Source organism: Streptomyces sp. NBC_00388 (assembly GCF_036061255.1).
In the GTDB taxonomy this organism is placed as follows: domain Bacteria; phylum Actinomycetota; class Actinomycetes; order Streptomycetales; family Streptomycetaceae; genus Streptomyces.
The window spans coordinates 3,943,085-3,960,368 of record NZ_CP107948.1; the positions used below are offsets into that span (position 1 = coordinate 3,943,085).

At 71.9% G+C, this 17,284-nt stretch carries 14 protein-coding genes; 7 read left to right on the plus strand and 7 right to left on the minus strand.

Going from position 1 to position 17,284, the window contains the following annotated elements; genetic code table 11:
* Window positions 1-50: 50 nt before the first annotated feature.
* Window positions 51-590, minus strand: a complete 540-nt coding sequence (locus tag OG917_RS17765; protein ID WP_328318575.1) for an Lrp/AsnC family transcriptional regulator — start codon at window positions 588-590, stop codon at window positions 51-53.
* 151 nt (window positions 591-741) lie between these two features.
* Here OG917_RS17765 and pdhA point away from each other — a divergent pair, with 151 nt between their 5' ends.
* From pdhA to OG917_RS17800, 7 genes are all read left to right on the plus strand, one after another.
* A complete protein-coding gene (gene pdhA, locus OG917_RS17770; RefSeq protein WP_328318576.1) occupies window positions 742-1,860 on the plus strand; it encodes a pyruvate dehydrogenase (acetyl-transferring) E1 component subunit alpha in 1,119 nt (372 codons plus the stop codon).
* Window positions 1,857-2,861: an alpha-ketoacid dehydrogenase subunit beta gene (locus tag OG917_RS17775; RefSeq protein ID WP_328318577.1), complete on the plus strand. Its 1,005-nt coding sequence runs from the start codon at window positions 1,857-1,859 to the stop codon at window positions 2,859-2,861. The genes pdhA and OG917_RS17775 overlap by 4 nt, the downstream gene beginning before the upstream one ends.
* On the plus strand, window positions 2,861-4,324 hold the full coding sequence (locus OG917_RS17780; RefSeq protein WP_328318578.1) for a dihydrolipoamide acetyltransferase family protein: 1,464 nt from the start codon (window positions 2,861-2,863) through the stop codon (window positions 4,322-4,324). Before OG917_RS17775 ends, OG917_RS17780 begins: the two co-directional genes overlap by 1 nt.
* Window positions 4,325-4,714: 390 nt before the next feature.
* The gene (locus OG917_RS17785) at window positions 4,715-5,575 is read left to right on the plus strand and encodes a DUF6457 domain-containing protein (protein ID WP_328318579.1); all 861 of its coding nucleotides are present in this window, start codon (window positions 4,715-4,717) and stop codon (window positions 5,573-5,575) included.
* Window positions 5,572-6,975 carry a molybdopterin molybdotransferase MoeA gene (locus tag OG917_RS17790; RefSeq protein WP_328318581.1) on the plus strand — a complete coding sequence of 468 codons (1,404 nt, stop codon included), beginning with the start codon at window positions 5,572-5,574 and terminating at the stop codon, window positions 6,973-6,975. The genes OG917_RS17785 and OG917_RS17790 overlap by 4 nt, the downstream gene beginning before the upstream one ends.
* On the plus strand, window positions 6,972-8,051 hold the full coding sequence (locus tag OG917_RS17795) for a potassium channel family protein (RefSeq protein WP_328318582.1): 1,080 nt from the start codon (window positions 6,972-6,974) through the stop codon (window positions 8,049-8,051). The genes OG917_RS17790 and OG917_RS17795 overlap by 4 nt, the downstream gene beginning before the upstream one ends.
* Window positions 8,052-8,061: 10 nt before the next feature.
* Window positions 8,062-9,039 (plus strand): NAD(P)H-quinone oxidoreductase, encoded by a 978-nt coding sequence (locus tag OG917_RS17800; protein ID WP_328318583.1) that lies wholly within the window; start codon window positions 8,062-8,064, stop codon window positions 9,037-9,039.
* Between the two features lie 259 nt (window positions 9,040-9,298).
* On the opposite strand, the gene OG917_RS17805 is transcribed toward OG917_RS17800, so the two are convergent.
* The 6 genes from OG917_RS17805 to OG917_RS17830 all read right to left on the minus strand — a co-directional run bounded on the left by OG917_RS17805 (window position 9,299) and on the right by OG917_RS17830 (window position 16,989).
* Window positions 9,299-9,862 (minus strand): bacterial proteasome activator family protein, encoded by a 564-nt coding sequence (locus OG917_RS17805; RefSeq protein ID WP_328318584.1) that lies wholly within the window; start codon window positions 9,860-9,862, stop codon window positions 9,299-9,301.
* A 76-nt stretch (window positions 9,863-9,938) separates the two neighbouring features.
* Window positions 9,939-12,803, minus strand: a complete 2,865-nt coding sequence (locus OG917_RS17810) for an FtsX-like permease family protein (RefSeq protein WP_328318586.1) — start codon at window positions 12,801-12,803, stop codon at window positions 9,939-9,941.
* Window positions 12,800-13,540 (minus strand): ABC transporter ATP-binding protein, encoded by a 741-nt coding sequence (locus OG917_RS17815; RefSeq protein WP_328318587.1) that lies wholly within the window; start codon window positions 13,538-13,540, stop codon window positions 12,800-12,802. Before OG917_RS17815 ends, OG917_RS17810 begins: the two co-directional genes overlap by 4 nt.
* Window positions 13,541-13,614: 74 nt before the next feature.
* Window positions 13,615-14,208: a PadR family transcriptional regulator gene (locus tag OG917_RS17820; RefSeq protein ID WP_328318588.1), complete on the minus strand. Its 594-nt coding sequence runs from the start codon at window positions 14,206-14,208 to the stop codon at window positions 13,615-13,617.
* Window positions 14,209-14,248: 40 nt separating this feature from the next.
* The gene (locus OG917_RS17825; protein ID WP_328318589.1) at window positions 14,249-15,046 is read right to left on the minus strand and encodes a hypothetical protein; all 798 of its coding nucleotides are present in this window, start codon (window positions 15,044-15,046) and stop codon (window positions 14,249-14,251) included.
* A gap of 287 nt (window positions 15,047-15,333) precedes the next feature.
* Entirely contained in the window at window positions 15,334-16,989 is a 1,656-nt protein-coding gene (locus OG917_RS17830) for a protein kinase domain-containing protein (protein WP_328318590.1), read from the minus strand.
* Between the last annotated feature and the right edge of the window lie 295 nt (window positions 16,990-17,284).

Here is a 17,284-nt window from a genome sequence, read left to right on the forward strand (position 1 = left end):
CCCGGCCCTTCCCCCGGTCCACGCCCGCGCCCGGATCTGGGGTCCCGGCCTCAGTCGTCCGGTCCGCCGGCCCGGTCCGACGGTTTGGCGGGGTCCAGGTCCGTCTCCTCGAAGACGAGCAGGGTCCTGGTCGAGAGCACTTCGGGAATCGCCTGGATCTTCGTCAGGACGAGCTCACGCAGCGCTCTGTTGTCCGCGCTGTGCACCAGCAGGAGCACATCGAAATCCCCGCTGACCAGGGCGATATGAGCGGTGCCCGGCAGCTCGGTGAGCTGTTTGCGGACCGTGCGCCACGAGTTCTGGACGATCTTGAGAGTGATGTAGGCGGACGACCCCTGGCCGGCGCGCTCGTGATCCACCCGCGCGCTGAACCCGCGGATCACCCCGTCGTCGATCAGCCGGTTGATACGGGCGTACGCATTGGCGCGCGACACATGGACGCGGTCGGAAACGGACCGTATCGACGCGCGGCCGTCCTGCTGGAGGATCCGCAGGATGTCGCGGTCGATGGCGTCCAGTGGGCGCGCGGGAGGGCGCCCGCCCTCGTCGGCCATTTGTTCAGCTGCCACCTGCCCCCGCCTCTCCGCCATGGACGACCTGTCTCTATCCCAGGCTGTGGAGAACCGTTTGTCCACAGGCTGAAGGGGTCAGTAGCCAAAATGCGCTTTCGACCGAACAATCGGTAGGTGAGGCGCATCACACGACGGTGCGCCCTCCCGCTCCCACGAGGAGGTGTCTGGCATGACGGTCCAAGAGCTGCCTGGTGCTACTGCCTACCCGGCATGGAAGCTCCGTACCGATCCCGCACCGCTGCTCCCGGATCCGGAGCCGTACCGGGTGCTCGGTACGCAGGCCGCGGCCGGGCTCGACAGGGAGCTGCTGCTCAGGCTGTACGACGCCCTGGTGCTCGGCCGGAGGTTCAATACGCAGGCGACGGCCCTCACCAAGCAGGGCAGACTCGCCGTCTATCCCTCATCCACCGGCCAGGAGGCGTCGGAGGTGGCCGCCGCACTGGTCCTGGAGGAGCGGGACTGGCTCTTCCCGAGCTACCGGGACACGCTCGCGGCCGTGGCGCGCGGACTGGACCCGGTCGAGGCCCTGACCCTCCTGCGCGGCGACTGGCACACCGGGTACGACCCGCGGGAGAGCCGTATCGCCCCGCTCTCCACCCCGCTCGCCACCCAGCTTCCGCATGCGGTCGGCCTGGCGCATGCCGCCCGGCTCGCCGGGGACGGCGTGGTGGCCCTCGCCATGGTCGGCGACGGCGGGACGAGCGAGGGCGATTTCCACGAGGCGCTGAACTTCGCCGCTGTATGGCGCGCTCCTGTCGTCTTTCTCGTGCAGAACAACGGTTTCGCGATCTCCGTGCCCCTCGCGAAGCAGACCGCTGCCCCTTCGCTGGCCCACAAGGCCGTGGGATACGGAATGCCCGGCCGGCTCGTCGACGGGAACGACGCGGCGGCGATGCACCAGGTGCTCTCCGAAGCTGTCCGCCGGGCGCGGAGCGGCGGCGGGCCGACGCTGATCGAAGCGGTGACGTACCGGATGGACGCCCATACGAACGCCGACGACGCCACCCGTTACCGCGCGGCGGCCGAGGTGGAGTCCTGGCGCGCACACGATCCGGTGCGGCTCCTGGAGCGTGAGCTGACCGGGCGCGGGCTGCTGGACGAGGAGCGCAGGGGAGCCGCGGCCGAGGCCGCCGAGACGATGGCAGCGGACCTACGCGGCCGGATGAACGCCGACCCGCTGCTCGACCCGATGGACCTCTTCGCCCAGATCTACGACTCACCGACGCCGCAGCTGCGCGAGCAGTCGGAGCAGCTCAGCGCCGAGCTGGAAGCGGAGGCCGGACGGTGACCACGGTCGCGGCGAAGCCGGCCACGATGGCGCAGGCGCTGCAGAGGGCGATGCGCGACGCGATGGCCGAGGACCCCACTGTGCATGTCATGGGGGAGGACGTCGGGACGCTCGGCGGGGTGTTCCGGGTCACCGACGGCCTCGCGCAGGAGTTCGGCGAGGACCGCTGTACGGACACACCGCTGGCCGAGGCCGGGATTCTCGGTGCGGCGGTGGGTATGGCGATGTACGGGCTGCGGCCCGTGGTGGAGATGCAGTTCGACGCGTTCGCCTATCCGGCGTTCGAGCAGCTCGTGAGCCATGTGTCGCGGATGCGCAACCGGACCCGGGGTGCGCTGCCGATGCCGATCGTGGTGCGTGTGCCGTACGGCGGCGGGATCGGCGGGGTCGAGCACCACAGCGACTCGTCGGAGGCGTACTACATGGCGACTCCGGGGCTTCATGTGGTGACGCCTTCCACCGTCGCGGACGCCTACGGACTGCTGCGGGCCGCCATCGCCTCCGACGATCCGGTCATCTTCCTGGAGCCGAAGCGGCTCTACTGGTCGAAGGCCGAGTGGTCGCCGGACGCGCCGACGGCTGTGGAGCCGATAGGGCGGGCTGTGGTCCGGCGTGCGGGCAGCAGCGCCACTCTCCTGACGTACGGGCCGTCGGTGCCGGTCTGTCTGGAGGCGGCGGAGGCCGCTCGTGAGGAGGGCTGGGACCTGGAGGTCGTGGACCTGCGCTCGCTGGTGCCGTTCGACGACGAGACGGTGTGCGCCTCGGTACGGCGCACGGGCCGGGCGGTCGTCGTCCATGAGTCGGCCGGATTCGGCGGGCCCGGCGGGGAGATCGCCGCCCGGGTGACCGAGCGCTGCTTCCACCACCTGGAGGCGCCGGTGCTGCGGGTCGCCGGGTTCGACATCCCGTATCCGCCGCCCATGCTGGAACGGCACCATCTGCCCGGCGTGGACCGGGTGCTGGACGCGGTCGCGCGACTGCAGTGGGAGGCGGAGAGCTGATGTCCACTGCTTCGGATGTGAACTGCCTGGAGTTCAAGCTGCCGGACCTCGGGGAGGGGCTGACCGAGGCCGAGATCGTGCGGTGGCTGGTGGAGGTCGGTGACGTCGTCGCCGTCGACCAGCCGGTCGTCGAGGTCGAGACGGCGAAGGCGCTGGTCGAGGTGCCCTGTCCCTATGCGGGCATGGTGACGGCCAGATTCGGCGACGAGGGGGCCGAACTGCCGGTCGGATCGCCACTGTTGACGGTCACGGTGGGGCCGGTGGTGGGGGCGGCCGGCGCTGGTTCAGGCGGTGCTGGTGACACCGGAGGCGGGGGATCCGAGGGCGGCGCCGGATCCGGCGGGGATGCCGGTACCGGGGCGGTTTCCGCGGGCGCTGCTGATGACTCGTCGGGGAACGTGCTGGTGGGGTACGGCACCGGCGGCGCGGTGGCCGCGCGGCGGCGGCGTGTGCGGGTGGCGAGTGCCGCCCGTCCGGCCGCCACCCCGCCCCCGGTGCCACCGTCGGTACAGCACCCGGCCCCGCCCGCTGCGGTGCGATCGGGGCCTGTTCCGGTGATCTCCCCACTCGTACGCCGGCTGGCGCGCGAACACGACGTGGATCTGAGAGTGCTGGCGGGCAGCGGGCCGGACGGACTGATTCTGCGCTCCGACGTCGAGCAGGTGATCCGCACGCCCGCGGCTGCCGGAGCGGCGCACATGGCGGAGGACCGGGGTACGGCGCAGGTGACGGCCGGGGCTGCGGCAGAGCAGGGGGATGTTGTTGAGGGGAGCAGGGTTCCGCTGCGGGGGATGCGGGGAGCCGTCGCGGAGAAGCTTGCGCGCAGCCGTCGCGAGATACCCGACGCGACGTGCTGGGTCGACGCGGACGCCACCGAGCTGATGGCCGCGCGGGCGGCCATGAACGCGGCTTCAGGTCCGGCGGCTCCGAAGATCTCGGTGCTGGCGCTGCTGGCTCGTGTCTGCACGGCCGCCCTGGCGCGCTTTCCCGAGCTGAACTCGACGGTGGACATGGAGGCGCGGGAGATTGTGCGCCTGTCCTCCGTCCAGCTGGGTTTCGCCGCGCAGACGGAGCGCGGGCTGGTGGTGCCGGTGGTCCGCGAGGCCGACGGGCGGACCACGGAGTCGCTCAACGACGAGTTCATGCGACTGACGGAGGCGGCCAGGAGCGGGAAGCTGACACCCGCGGAGCTGACAGGCGGCACGTTCACGCTGAACAACTACGGGGTGTTCGGGGTCGACGGCTCCACGCCGATCATCAACCACCCCGAGGCCGCGATGCTGGGCGTCGGCAGGATCGTGCCCAAGCCATGGGTCCACCAGGGTGAGCTGGCTGTGCGGCAGGTGGTGCAGCTGTCACTCACGTTCGACCACAGGGTGTGCGACGGGGGGACGGCCGGGGGCTTCCTGCGATTCGTGGCGGACTGTGTGGAGCAGCCTGCGGTGCTGTTGCGGGGGGTCTAGCTCCTCCCGCCCGGACGCAGTCCGGACCGTCCGGGCCTGGTCGGACGGGAACCTCCCGTCCGGACCAGGGCCGAGCCGACTTGAGTCCGTGGCCGGGCCTGGGCCGGGGGGCCTGGCCTGGGAACGGGAGCCCGTGCTGGGTTCGGGCTGAGTCCCAGGGGGTGGACTCCGGGTTCCGGCCCGGGCTGGCCCGTCCTCTGCCCGCCCCCTGGCCGCGTCCTCTGCCCCGCCCCCTGGCCGCGTCCCCTGGGCCGGCCATCGGGCCGGGCTGCGCGGGCTCAGGTCGCGGGGTCTCCGACGGTCCGCCATGGCGGGGGGCCGGGCTGCAGGGGCGCGGGTGGAGGTCAGGGCGCCATATCGCGGAGCCCTGTCGCGGCCCATACTCGCGGGATGACCTTGTATGACGCTGTGGTGCTCGCCGGCGGAGCTGCCAAGCGGCTCGGTGGTGCCGATAAACCCGGCCTCACCGTCGGAGGGCTGACGCTGCTCGACCGGGTGCTCGGGGCCTGCCGGGGGGCCGGGACCACCGTGGTGGTCGGGGGGTGCCGGGAGACCGTACGACCTGTGGCGTGGGCCCGCGAGGAGCCGCCGGGCGGTGGGCCGCTGGCGGCCCTGGGCGCCGGAGTGCGCGGGGTGTCGGCCGAGGTCGTGCTGGTGCTCTCCGCCGACCTGCCGTTTCTGGGGGAGGCGACTGTGCCGGCGCTGCTCGGCGCCCTCGCAGCGGGGGACCGCGAAGGGGCCATGCTCACCGACCCGGGCGGCCGGGACCAGCCACTCGTCGCCGCCTACCGCACCGGAGCGCTGCGCCACCGGCTCACGCTGCTCGCCGCCGAGCACGGTGCGCTGACCGGGCTGCCCCTGCGGTTGCTCACCAGGGAACTCGACCTCGCCCGGATCGCTGTGGACCCCCTCGCCTCGTTCGACTGCGACACCTGGCAGGACGTGGCATCGGCACGGGCCCGTATCAGGGAGCATGGGTACGTGCTTGATGAATGGATCACCGCAGTCAAGGCCGAGCTCGGCATCGACCTCAATGTCGACACCGGCGTCCTGCTCGACCTCGCCCGCGACGCCGCCCACGGCGTGGCCAGGCCGGCGGCGCCGCTGACCACCTTCCTCGTCGGCTACGCCGCGGCGAAGGCGGAACAGGACGGGCCGGAGGCGGTGGCGACGGCCGCGCGCAAGGCCGCCGCGCTCGCCAACCGGTGGGCGGACGAGGCCGGAGAGGCCAAGGGGACCGACGCCGGATGACGGGGGGAGAGCAGGACCGTGAGCTGGAGGAAGCGCTCGCGCTCGTCAGCAGGCAGCCGCCGTCCGTGCCACAGCCCACCGTCCCCGGGAAACCGCCCACCGCTCCCGGGGAGCGCGGTGCAGCCGGGGGGCGCGGGACAGCCGGGGCCCCCGGGGGCCCCGGAGAACACAGCCCGACCGAAGAGCAGGGGGCGGCCCCGCTCAGGCACCGGGCCGCGCCCTGGGGCGAGGCCCGTAGCCGCGCGTCGCGGGCGGGACGTGCGGTGCCCGTGTCCGCGCGCCGGGCACCGCTGGACCGTGCGCTGGGCCTGATCCTCGCCGGAACACTGACCGCACTCTCCGATCTGCCCTCTTTCGACACCTCGGCCATGGACGGCTGGGCGGTCTCCGGGCCAGGGCCGTGGAGGATCCGCGACGGGGGCGACATCCTCGCCGGTCGGGCAGAGCCCGAACCGCTTGTCGACGGTGATGCCGTACGGATCGCCACCGGCGCCCGGATCCCTCGCGATGCGACCGCCGTGGTCCGCACCGAACACGCCCGGCCCGACGACCGCACGGGGCAGCTCCACGCGCAGCGCCAAGTCGTCACCGGACAGGACATCAGGCCCCGTGGGCAGGAGTGCCGGACAGGGGATCAGCTCCTGCCGGCCGGGAGTCTGGTGACCCCTGCGGTGCTCGGTCTGGCGGCTGCGGCCGGTTACGACGAGCTGCCGGTGATCCCCCGGCCACGCGCGGAAGTCCTGGTGCTCGGCGATGAGTTGCTGGCCGGCGGACTTCCGCACGGCGGACTGATCCGCGATGCGCTGGGACCCATGATCGGCCCCTGGCTGCGGACGCTGGGCGCCGAGGTCCTGGCCACACGGCGGCTCGGCGACGACGCCGACGCGCTGCAGCAGGCCATCGCGGACTCGGAGGCCGACCTGGTCATCACCACCGGGGGCACGGCCGCCGGGCCCGTTGACCATGTCCATCCGATCCTCCACAAGCTCGGTGCTGAACTGCTGGTCGACAGCGTCGCCGTACGCCCCGGCCACCCGATGCTGCTCGCCCGGCTGGCCGACGGACGCCATCTCGTCGGGCTGCCCGGCAACCCGCTGGCCGCTGTATCGGGGCTGCTCACTCTCGCCGATCCACTGATGCGGGGTCTCTCCGGCCGCCCCGTAGTGGAGTCTTATGCCATGCCCGTAAGCGAAGAGGTGCACGGCCACCCCTACGACACCCGACTCGTGCCCGTGGTGCACCGGACCGACGAGGTCGTTCCGCTGCGCTTCCACGGTCCGGCGATGCTCCGCGGTGTCGCTGCGGCGGACGGACTCGCCGTCGTACCGTCCGGAGGCGCACGGCCCGGTCAGCTGCTGGAGATCCTTGATCTCCCGTGGGCCGAGGAGTGTTTCACGTGAAACTTCCCGGCCATGACGCCCTCGACCGGCAGGTGGGGGAGCAGTTGGTGACCCGCCGGGTGAAACTGCCCCGCCGGGTGGTCGAGCGCCCGCTCCGGCAAGTCGGCAGGCGGGTCCTGATCGCCCTGTTGGTGCTGGCGGTGACGGCCCTCATCGTCTGGTTCGACCGGAGCGGCTACCACGACAACGCCGACAGCACAGTCGATCTGCTCGACTCCTTCTACTACGCCACGGTCACTCTCTCCACCACGGGGTACGGCGACATCGTCCCGTACAGCGACGGTGCCAGGCTCACCAACATCCTCGTCGTCACGCCCCTGCGCGTGTTGTTCCTGATCATCCTGGTCGGTACCACTCTCGAAGTGCTCACCGAGCGCACCCGGGAGGAGTGGCGGCTGAACCGCTGGAGGCTCCGCTTGCGTGACCACACCGTCGTCATCGGATTCGGTACGAAGGGCCGCTCCGCCATGCAGACGCTGTGTGCGACTGGCCTGAAGCGGGAGCAGATCGTTGTCGTCGACCCCAACAGCAAAGTCATCGAGGCAGCCAACGCCGAGGGATTCGCTGGTGTCATCGGCGATGCGACCCGCAGCGACGTACTGATCCGCGCCGAATTGCAGCGTGCCCGGCAGATCGTCATCGCGACACAGCGCGACGACACCGCCGTACTGGTCACACTCACCGCGCGGCAGCTCAACCGCGGGGCGAAGATCGTTGCCGCGGTGCGCGAGGAGGAGAACGCCACGCTGCTGCGCCAGTCCGGTGCCGACGCGGTGATCACGAGCGCCAGCGCGGCGGGACGGCTGCTCGGTCTCTCGGTGCTCAGCCCGAGCGCGGGAACCGTGATGGAGGACTTGATCCAGCAGGGCAGCGGGCTCGATCTGGTCGAGCGGCCGGTCATAAAGGCCGAGGTGGGCCGGAGCGTCCGGGAGGCGAACGATCTGGTCGTCACCGTGAAGCGCGGGCACCGGCTCATCGGGTACGACGACCCCGACGCCAGTCCGCTTCAGCTCACCGACCGGGTGATCGCCATCGTCCGGGTCTCCCCCAAGGCGGCGGGACCGGGCGCGGAGTAGCCTCGCGATCATGCATGCGATCACGATCCCCGAACCCGGCGGTCCCGAGGCGCTTGTCTGGGCCGAAGTGCCCGACCCCGTCCCCGGCGAGGGCGAAGTCCTCGTCGAGGTCGTGGCGTCCGCCGTCAACCGCGCCGATGTACTGCAACGACAGGGCTTCTACGAACCGCCCCCCGGGGCATCGCCGTATCCCGGCCTGGAGTGCTCCGGGCGGATCATCGCGCTCGGAACCGGCGTCTCCGGGTGGACCGTCGGCGATGAGGTCTGTGCGCTGCTGAGCGGCGGCGGGTACGCGGAGAAGGTCGCCGTACCGGTGGGGCAGTTGCTGCCGGTGCCGGACGGGGTCGATCTCGTGACGGCCGCGGGGCTGCCGGAAGTGGTCTGCACCGTCTGGTCGAACGTCTTCATGGTCGCCCATCTGCGACCCGGCGAAATGCTCCTGGCGCACGGCGGGTCGAGCGGGATCGGCACGATGGCGATCCAGCTGGGCAAGGCCGTGGGGGCGCGGGTCGCCGTGACCGCGGGAAGCCACGAGAAGCTGGCCCGCTGCGCGGAGCTGGGCGCCGATGTGCTGATCAACTACCGCGAGCAGGACTTCGTCGAAGAGATCAGGAAAGCAACCGACGGGTCCGGGGCGGACGTCATTCTCGACGTCGTGGGTGCGAAGTACCTGGATCGCAACGTGCAGGCGCTGGCCACCAACGGGCGCCTGGCCGTGATCGGTATGCAGGGCGGCGCGAAGGGTGAGCTGAACCTCGCGACGCTGCTCGGCAAGCGGGGCGCCGTCACCGCCACCTCGTTGCGCGCCCGGCCGCTGGGCGAGAAGGCGGCAATCGTCGCCGCCGTCCGTGAGCACGTCTGGCCGCTGATCTCGGCCGGCCGGGTACGGCCCGTGGTGGACCAGGAGCTGCCGATGGCTCTCGCGGCGGAGGGCCACCGCGTCCTGGATGCCGGTGGGCATGTGGGCAAGGTGCTGCTGCGGGCTTAGGGACCGGGAGCGGCGGGCCGCGTGCCCGCCCTTTACCGTCCGGACCCCGCATCAAGGCCCGGCTCGGTCCCGCACCCGGCTCGGTCCCGCACCCGGCTCGGTCCCGCACCCGGGCCAGTCCCGCACCCGGGCCGGTCCCGCACCCGGGCCAGTCCCGCACCCGGCTCCCACAGCACATGACCGAGGCCCGGCTCCCGTTTGCTGCGGGGAGCCGGGCCTCCGTGATCGGGGTCGGTGCGAGAGGTGAGAAGCGGCAGGGTCAGAGGTACGGGCCCGAGCGGATCGCTCCGTGCCCGCCGCCTTCCACGTCCTCGTCCTCCTGGCCGCCCGCACCCGGCGGGAGCGCCCGGCGCATCTGCTCCAGCTGGGCCCGCGCGGCCATCTGCTGGGCGAACAGCGCCGTCTGGATGCCGTGGAAGAGCCCTTCCAGCCACCCGACCAACTGTGCCTGTGCGATGCGCAGTTCCGCCTCGGACGGGATGGCCTCGTTGGTGAACGGGAGCGAGAGGCGTTCCAGCTCCTCCACCAGCTCGGGGGCCAGACCGTCCTCCAGCTCCTTCACGGAGGAGGCATGGATGTCCTTGAGACGGACCCGGCTTGCCTCGTCCAGAGGGGCTGCCCGGACCTCCTCCAGGAGCTGTTTGATCATGCTGCCGATGCGCATGACCTTCGCGGGCTGTTCCACCATTTCCGTCACTGGGACCTCGCGCGACTCGTCGTCACCGCCGGCCCCGCCGCCGAGCGCCATCCCGTCCTGTCCCACGATGAGGACCTTGGGGTGCTCCTCCGGCTGTTCCGACCGTTCACTCCTCGGCATCTCCATGCCGCCATTGTCTCGCACACCTGCTTCACAAGGGGTTGTGCCCCCGATCCGGGCTGATCCACCCTTGCGCACCGCGTCAGCCGGCCCGCCGGGCCAGGACCAGGCGCGACCGGGTGAACCCGGCAGCGAGCAGACCGGCCAGGACGGGTACGGCCACGGCGAGGATGCCGATGGTCTCCCACGGCAGCACGATCGGGGTGTACGCGGAATCCATCGGGTGCGCCCGCATCTGGTCCAGCGCCCTCTTGAGGTCCGTGAGCCGTACCGCGACAGCGGGCACCGCGCCCGCCGCGGTACCCAGCAGCACGCCCGTACCCGCGACCACCGCGCACTGGAAGCCACTGAGCGTGCGCCGTACGCCGGGCGGGGCGCCGATCGCGCTCAGGGTCGTCAGGTCGGCCTCCGCGTCGGCCTTCGCCAGGCCCGTGGTGATGGCGGCCGCGCCCAGCGTCACCACGCCTGCGAAGAGCGCGAGGATCAGCAGGGTGGTGTCGCTGTCCTCCGGTTTCTCGTTCTGCCAGAGGGAGGCGCCGCTGGCGGCCTGGAACATCCCGTCGTCGAAGCGCTGCTCCTGCGCGCCGGTCGGCGGGTGTGCGACCCGGTAGACGGCGGTGACCGGACCCGTGTGCAGTCCGAGGCGGTCGGCGGTGGCCTGCGGCATGATCATGCGGACCCCGGGGGTGGCGGCGTACCCGTCGGTTGCCCGGTAGACCGGGAGATGGCTGATGGTCGTCCTGGCCTTCCCGGGGTGGCGTGCGCGGTTCGCCTTGTCCTCGGCGAGGTAACGGTGGACGGCCTTCAGAGTGACCTTGCCGTCCGGTCCCGCGTACGCGTTGTTGAGGAGTACGGGGGTGCCCGCGGCCAGCGCCCTGGCGGCGGCCGGGTCCTTCAGCCCGGCGTAGACCCGCAGCACCGCGCCGTCCCCGACGACGATCTCCGAGTCGTTCCCGAAGGTGGTGTCGGCGTACTCCGCGTCCTTGCACTTCGGCGTGTTCATCAGCTGCTTGTGCTCGGACGCGGAGAGCCCGGCCGCCAGCTCCTTGCCGCCGGCCTTCTGCAAAGGGCAGGTGTTGGCCTTCGGCTTGGGCATGGTGAGCGAACCGCAGGCATCGGCTTCCGCGTCGCTGAACCTGGCGCAGTCACTGCCGGCCCACACCCGGCGGATGGTGGCCGCGTCGCCCTCCACCGGCAGGTCACGCCGGGCGAGCCCACGGGCCGTTTCCAGCGCCCTCGCCGGGTCGGCGTGTTCCGCGTAAATATCGGCATTGATCGCGAGGACGCCGGGCGGAAGGGTGCGATGGATGTTGTACGCCTGCTCAGCCTGGGTGCTCGCGGTGTACGTCGCGATGGCCACCGTGCCCGCGACCGCGGCCATCACCGCGGCGACGGCCGGTGCGGTACGGCCCCGGTTGCGGGCCGCGTCGCGCAGGGCGAGCCGCGGGGAGAGTGGGAAGAAGCGTCCCAGCAGGCCGAGTGAGCCCACGATCACCGGGATGCAGGCGAGTACCCCGAGCTCGGCGAGGACCGAGCCCGCGGCGACGGCCACCGCGCGTCCCATGAGCCCGCCCATGACCGCGACGGTGCCCCCGAGCAGGACGGCGGCGACCCCGAGCGCCGGCATCACCCGTGAGGAGCGGCGCACTCCGCGCCGCCCCGTGAGCGACTCGATGACCGGCTGCCTGCCTGCCACGACGGCTGGAACCAGCGCCGCCAGGACGCCGGTGACCAGGCCGATCGCCGCGATACCCAGCAGCTCCCAGGGGCGGATCTCGATACTGCCGAACCGCTTGCCCGCCCATTCCTCGATCACCGGGCGCAGGGCGACCGTCAGGACGAGACCGGCGACCGTGCCGGCCACCGCGCCCGCGCCGCCCAGCACCGCTCCTCCGGCGAGCACCACGGAACGGATGTGCCGCCGGTCGCCGCCACAGGTGCCGACCAGGCCGAGCTGGCGGCGCGAGCGGCGCGCACCGACGGCGAAGGCCGGGCCCGCCAGCAGGACGATCTCCAGCATCGCCATGGCGACGACGGTCGCCAGCGACGCGGTCAGCTCGATCTCGGATCCCGACCCGGATCCGCCGAACCGGGAGGCCATCGGGACCTCGGAGTCCGGCGGCGGGTCGAGGACAACGCTGCGGGACTCGACCAGTACGCCGTGCTTGTTGGCCGCCAGGACGTCCCGCCAGCTGATCCCCGAGGCTCCGGCGGTCTTGACGAGAAGGGAAGGGGAACCGGGGTTGGGCTGCGTGATGGTGTGGTCGGCGGCGGCCGCACGCTGCCAGGGCTTGATGAGGGCGCCAGGACGCACGTACAGGAAACTGCTCTTCAGACTGGCCGGCACCTCGACGGCACCGGTGATCGTGAACGTCTTGTCGACGCCCCGGACCGTGGTGCGCGAACCGACGTGCAGCCCGGCCGACTTCAGGAAGGCGTCGTTGGCGACGATCTCGCTGTCCGTGCGCGGGTACGCGCCGCGCACCAGGCCGACCATCCCGTGGACCAGCGGGTCGGAGGTGTCCAGCTCGGTGACTTCGGCGGTCTCGATGCCGTACTTGGTGGTGACGGTCGACATCACCTCCTGCCGGGGGACGGCGCGTGCACCCCTGGGGAGCGCGGCCGTCAGGTCCAGCGGCGCGCTCTCGCCGCCGTGCACGCTGTCGTCCTCCGCGCCGGACCGCTGGTACGAGTCGGCCCCCGGCATCTGCTCGATGGGTCCGTCGCCGAGGCCCGGATCGCTGAACAGCGCGTCGGCCGCGCCCATCGCGGAGGTCAGCTCCTCCGCCTGTGTCGAGACCGAGCTGCGGTACGTGATGTCCGCCGCTGTCACGCCCAGTACCGGCAGCGCGATCATGGCGACGACCAGGGCGCTGCGGCCCTTGGCGCGCAGGGCGTCCCTGCGGGCGATGCGGATGGCCGCGCGCCATCCGGTGAGAGCGCTCACTTGGCGCCCTCGGCGGACAGCAGCGACTGGGCGTCCGCGCTGAAGGTCTGGTCGACGACCGAACCGTCCCGCAGGAACACCACCCGGTCGGCCCAGGCGGCGTACCGCGGTTCGTGGGTCACCATGACTCCCGCCGCTCCCGCGTCGCAGCGGGCCCGCAGCATGGCCAGAACGGTCTCGCCGGTCTCGGAGTCGAGGGCGCCGGTCGGTTCGTCGGCGAGGACGAGCCGGCGGTCGCCGACGAGGGCGCGGGCGATCGCCACGCGCTGCTGCTGGCCGCCGGACATCTCGTCCGGGAAGCGGTCGGCCACCTCGTCCAGCTTCATCCGGCTGAGTGCGTCCCTGGCCTCCTTGCGGGCCTTGCGTACGGATACACCGTCGAGCTCGCGGGGCAGCGCGATGTTCTCCGCCGCGGTGAGCGCGGGGATGAGGTTGTAGTCCTGGAAGACGTAGCCGACGCTCCGGCGGCGCAGCGCGGAGAGCTGCTTGCGGTTGAGGGAGCCGATGTCCTGGCCCTCGATGATCACCTGTCCGGCGCTCGCGGTGTCGAGGCCGCCGGCCAGAGTGAGGAGGGTCGACTTGCCGGAGCCGGAAGGGCCCATGACGGCGACGAGTTCGCCCGCCCGGACGCTGAGGTCCACGCCCCGCAGGGCGTGCACCTCGGCTATGCCGGCGCCGTGGGTGCGGGTGAGTTTCCTGAGTTCCAGTACGGGTGGTGCGGTGGCCTCTGCGGGCATGGGTGTGTCCCCCTGGGTACGAGTGGTCGGGGTCGGGAAGGCGGCTTCCGGCGGTGCCGGGGCCGGACGGGGTGTCAGCGGCGGTTCTTCGCACGGGGTTTGACCGGCGGTGCCGGGGCGGGATCCGTCGTGGCCGCCGCTGCCAGGCGGACCAGCCGGGACTCGCAGTGGTCGAGCCAGCGGGCCTCTGCCTCCGCCTGGAAGATGAGCTGTTCCAGTACGAGCAGCCAGGCCACCTCGTCCCGGTCGGCCGGGCCGCTGTCCAGTGCCTGCGCCTTCAGCCGCGTGTAGTCCTGCATCGCCTTCACCGTGTGGTGGCGTTGCGCCTGGATCACCGCGCGGATGTCGACGCCGGGCGCCCCGACCGCCATCGCCAGCTTGATGGCCAGTTCGTCGCGGGCCGGGCTGGTGCGGTCGACCGGCGCCCCGTACCAGCTCCGCAGCTCCTCGCGGCCTTCGTCGGTGATGGCGTACAGCGAGTGGCCCGCGGTGTCCTCGGAGTCCTGCACCACCATCCCGTCGCGCTCCAGACGGCCGAGGGTCGTGTAGACCTGCCCGACGTTGAGCGGCCAGGTGGAGCCGGTCCGGGATTCGAACTCGGTGCGGAGCTGGGAGCCGTAGCGGGGGCCACGTTCCAGAAGGGCCAGTAGCCCGTGACGGATCGACATACTCAGTATGTATACCGAGTATGTTCCTCAGTGCAAGTTCCTATGAGCGGCGCAGCCGGAGACCGAGGAAGCCCAGACCCAGCCCCACCAGGGCAAGCCCGGCACCCAGCGCCCCCACGTGCAGTGCCGGCGTCGAAGTGGGCGGCGTGGCCTGCTCCGTGGAGCGCCTGGCCGCCGCCTCCATGTCCTTCGCGTGGGGGGCGGCGCCGCTGGGGGAGGGGGTCTGGGCCTGCCCGGTGCTCTCCTCGTTGTCCGGTGTCCGGGTGTGCTGGTGCCGGGCCGCCGGCGGGTGCGGCGGGTGCGCGGGTACGGCGGGACGGGCCACCCGCACGGAAGCGCTCGGGTGGGCGCCGGGGCTCGGGACACCGGAGGGGGAGAGCGAGGCGGCCGGGGGCCTGCCCGGTCGCAGGCGGCCCTGCCCGGCCTGACTGCCCGCCAGGGAGGCCTGCGGTGAGGGGGCTTCGGCCGCGCTGCCGGGGGCTGCGCCGGGCGCCGCAGCCGAGGGTGGCCCGCCCGTTTCTTCGTCCGTGTGATCCATTCCCTGGGCGCCGCCGCCCCCGCCGCCGTCCGCGTCGGGCCCGCTGTCGGCCCCGCTGTTCTCCGGGCTCGCGTCACCCGGTGCGCCGGTGGTGTCGGTGCTGTCCGCGGCGGGCCCGCCCGCCCCGGCATCCTCGTCATCCGCCGCGCCAGGAGGGGCCGTGAGCGCTCCCGGCGCCCCGCTCGGGGCGCCGGCCGGGGACACGCTCTGCGTGACCGCGACGCCGGCTGTCGGTGTCGGTGCCTCCGTACTCACCGACACCGGGGACAGCATCACCGCAAGCGTCACCAGACCGATCACTGGGTGCCCCCTCATTCCTGCCGGCCCGGCCGACAGCAGAAAGCAGAAAGTACGACGGACCAAGCCTGGCATCTCGTCGCATTTCCGGCACCCTGGAAACGGCGAAAGGCCCGGCACATGTCGCCCATGTGCCGGGCCTGTGGACCGACGGTCCTGTGCGCCCTGCCCCCGACGGCCCTATCGGTCCTGCCGGTCCGGTGGCCGTCCGCGGTGCCGGAGCCCCCCGTCCGTATGACTGCGGACGCGGCCGGCCGCGGCCCTGGCGGGCTGCCCGGCGGGGCCCGGCGTCAGCTCGCGTCGCCCGTCGAGACGCCGATCGTGATGGTGAGGTCCTTGGGGCTGACGTTCGTGCCCTTCAGCGGGTACTGGTCGAGGACGACGTCCTGACCCCACTGGCCGCTGGGCTCCGCCTTCGTCGTGAGGTGCCAGCCGGCGGCCTGGGCGCACGCCTTCACCGACAGGATGTCCTTGAAGGTGAAGTCCGGCAGCTGGATCTTGTCCGGGTCCGTGGTGCCCGGCTGGGCGTCCGAGCACTCGGTGCTGTCCATCGTCCGGTCCCGCTCGGGGCCCTTGTGCCCAGGCTTCGCCGGTGCGCTGGAGCTGGTGGTGCTGTCCGCCTTGTCGGTGTCGTCCGGACCGCCCATGTTCATCGCGACGATCACCCCGCCGATCGCCAGCAGCGCCACGACGGCCGCCCCCACGAGCAGCGGCATGCTCCGCCGGCCCCCGCCCGGGCCGCCCTGCCGGGAGAGGGAGGACGGCGCCGTGGGCGGGGAGCCGTACGGCGCCGGGGTCTGCCCGCCGTACTGCTGCGGCGCGTACGGCTGGGCCGCGGGCGTCTGGTAGCCGTGCTGCTGCGGCGGCGGAGTCTGGTAGCCGCTCTGCTGCGGGTAGCCGTACGACGGTGCCGGGGCCGGCGTGCCGTAGGGACCCGGCTGGTAGGGGGTCTGGACCTGACCGCTCTGCGGCAGCGAGGAGTCCACCGGCGGGAAGACCGCCGAGCCGACGCCCGCGCCGTTGTTCTGCGGTGCCCCTCCGACGACCATCGGGGCGGCGCCGGTGTGACCCGACGCCATCACCCGCAGGCACTCGTCGCGCATGGACTCGGCCGAGGGGAACCGCTCGTTCGGGTTCTTCTTCAGCGCCCGCGCGACGAGCGCGTCGACGGCCGGTGTGACGGACCGGTTGATGGAGGACGGGGCGACCGGCTCCTCCTGCACGTGTGCGTATGCGATCGCCAGGGGCGAGTCCGCGTCGAACGGCAGCCGGCCCGTCAGCAGCTGGAAGAGCATGATGCCGACCGAGTACAGGTCGGAGCGCGCGTCCACCCCGCGGCCCAGCGCCTGTTCGGGCGAGAGGTACTGGGGTGTCCCCACGACCATGCCGGTCTGGGTCATCGACGTGACGCCGGACTGCATGGCACGGGCGATGCCGAAGTCCATGACCTTCACGACGTTGCGCTTGGTCATCATCACGTTGCCGGGCTTGATGTCCCGGTGGACCAGGCCCATTTCATGGCTGGTGTCCAGGGCGGCCAGTACATCGCCGGTGATCTTCAGGGCCTTGTCGGCCGGCATCGCGCCGTGCTGGGCGATGTCCGCCTGGAGCACGGAGCCGAGGGGCTGCCCCTCCACGTACTCCATGACGATGTACGGCATCAGCGCGTCGCCGAGGGTGTCCTCGCCGGTGTCGAAGACCGACACGATATTGGTGTGCGAGAGCTTGGCGACCGCCTGCGCCTCACGCCGGAACCGCTCACGGAACGACTGCTCGCGCCCCAGCTCCGTATGGAGGGTCTTGATGGCGACCTGCCGGTCGAGCGCCTGGTCGTACGCCAGGTACACCGACGCCATTCCGCCCTCGCCGAGCAGGTCACGGAGCTGGTAGCGCCCTCCGGCGACCGAATCTCCCGCGTAGCGGCCCTGCGCGCCGTCCTGGCTCATGGCGTGGCTCCCCCTATGGCGCACTGAAGTGGCGCTCTGCTTACTGATGTGGCGCTCGCGGTCCGTGCGGACCCGGGCGCCATGACCTCTTGCCTGCGGATTACTGCCGGGTACTGCGGAACATCTGCGGTCGGCTGCGGATCCTGTCCACGGCTTCCGGCCCACAGCCCCCGGCCCGCCAAGGGGAAAGTCTGCCCGAGGCCACTGACACGTCAAGCCGGGTGCCCGTTCCGTGACCGTACGCGTACCAAGCGACTCGCAAGCGTTACAGGAAGGACGCCTGATTTGCATGGGC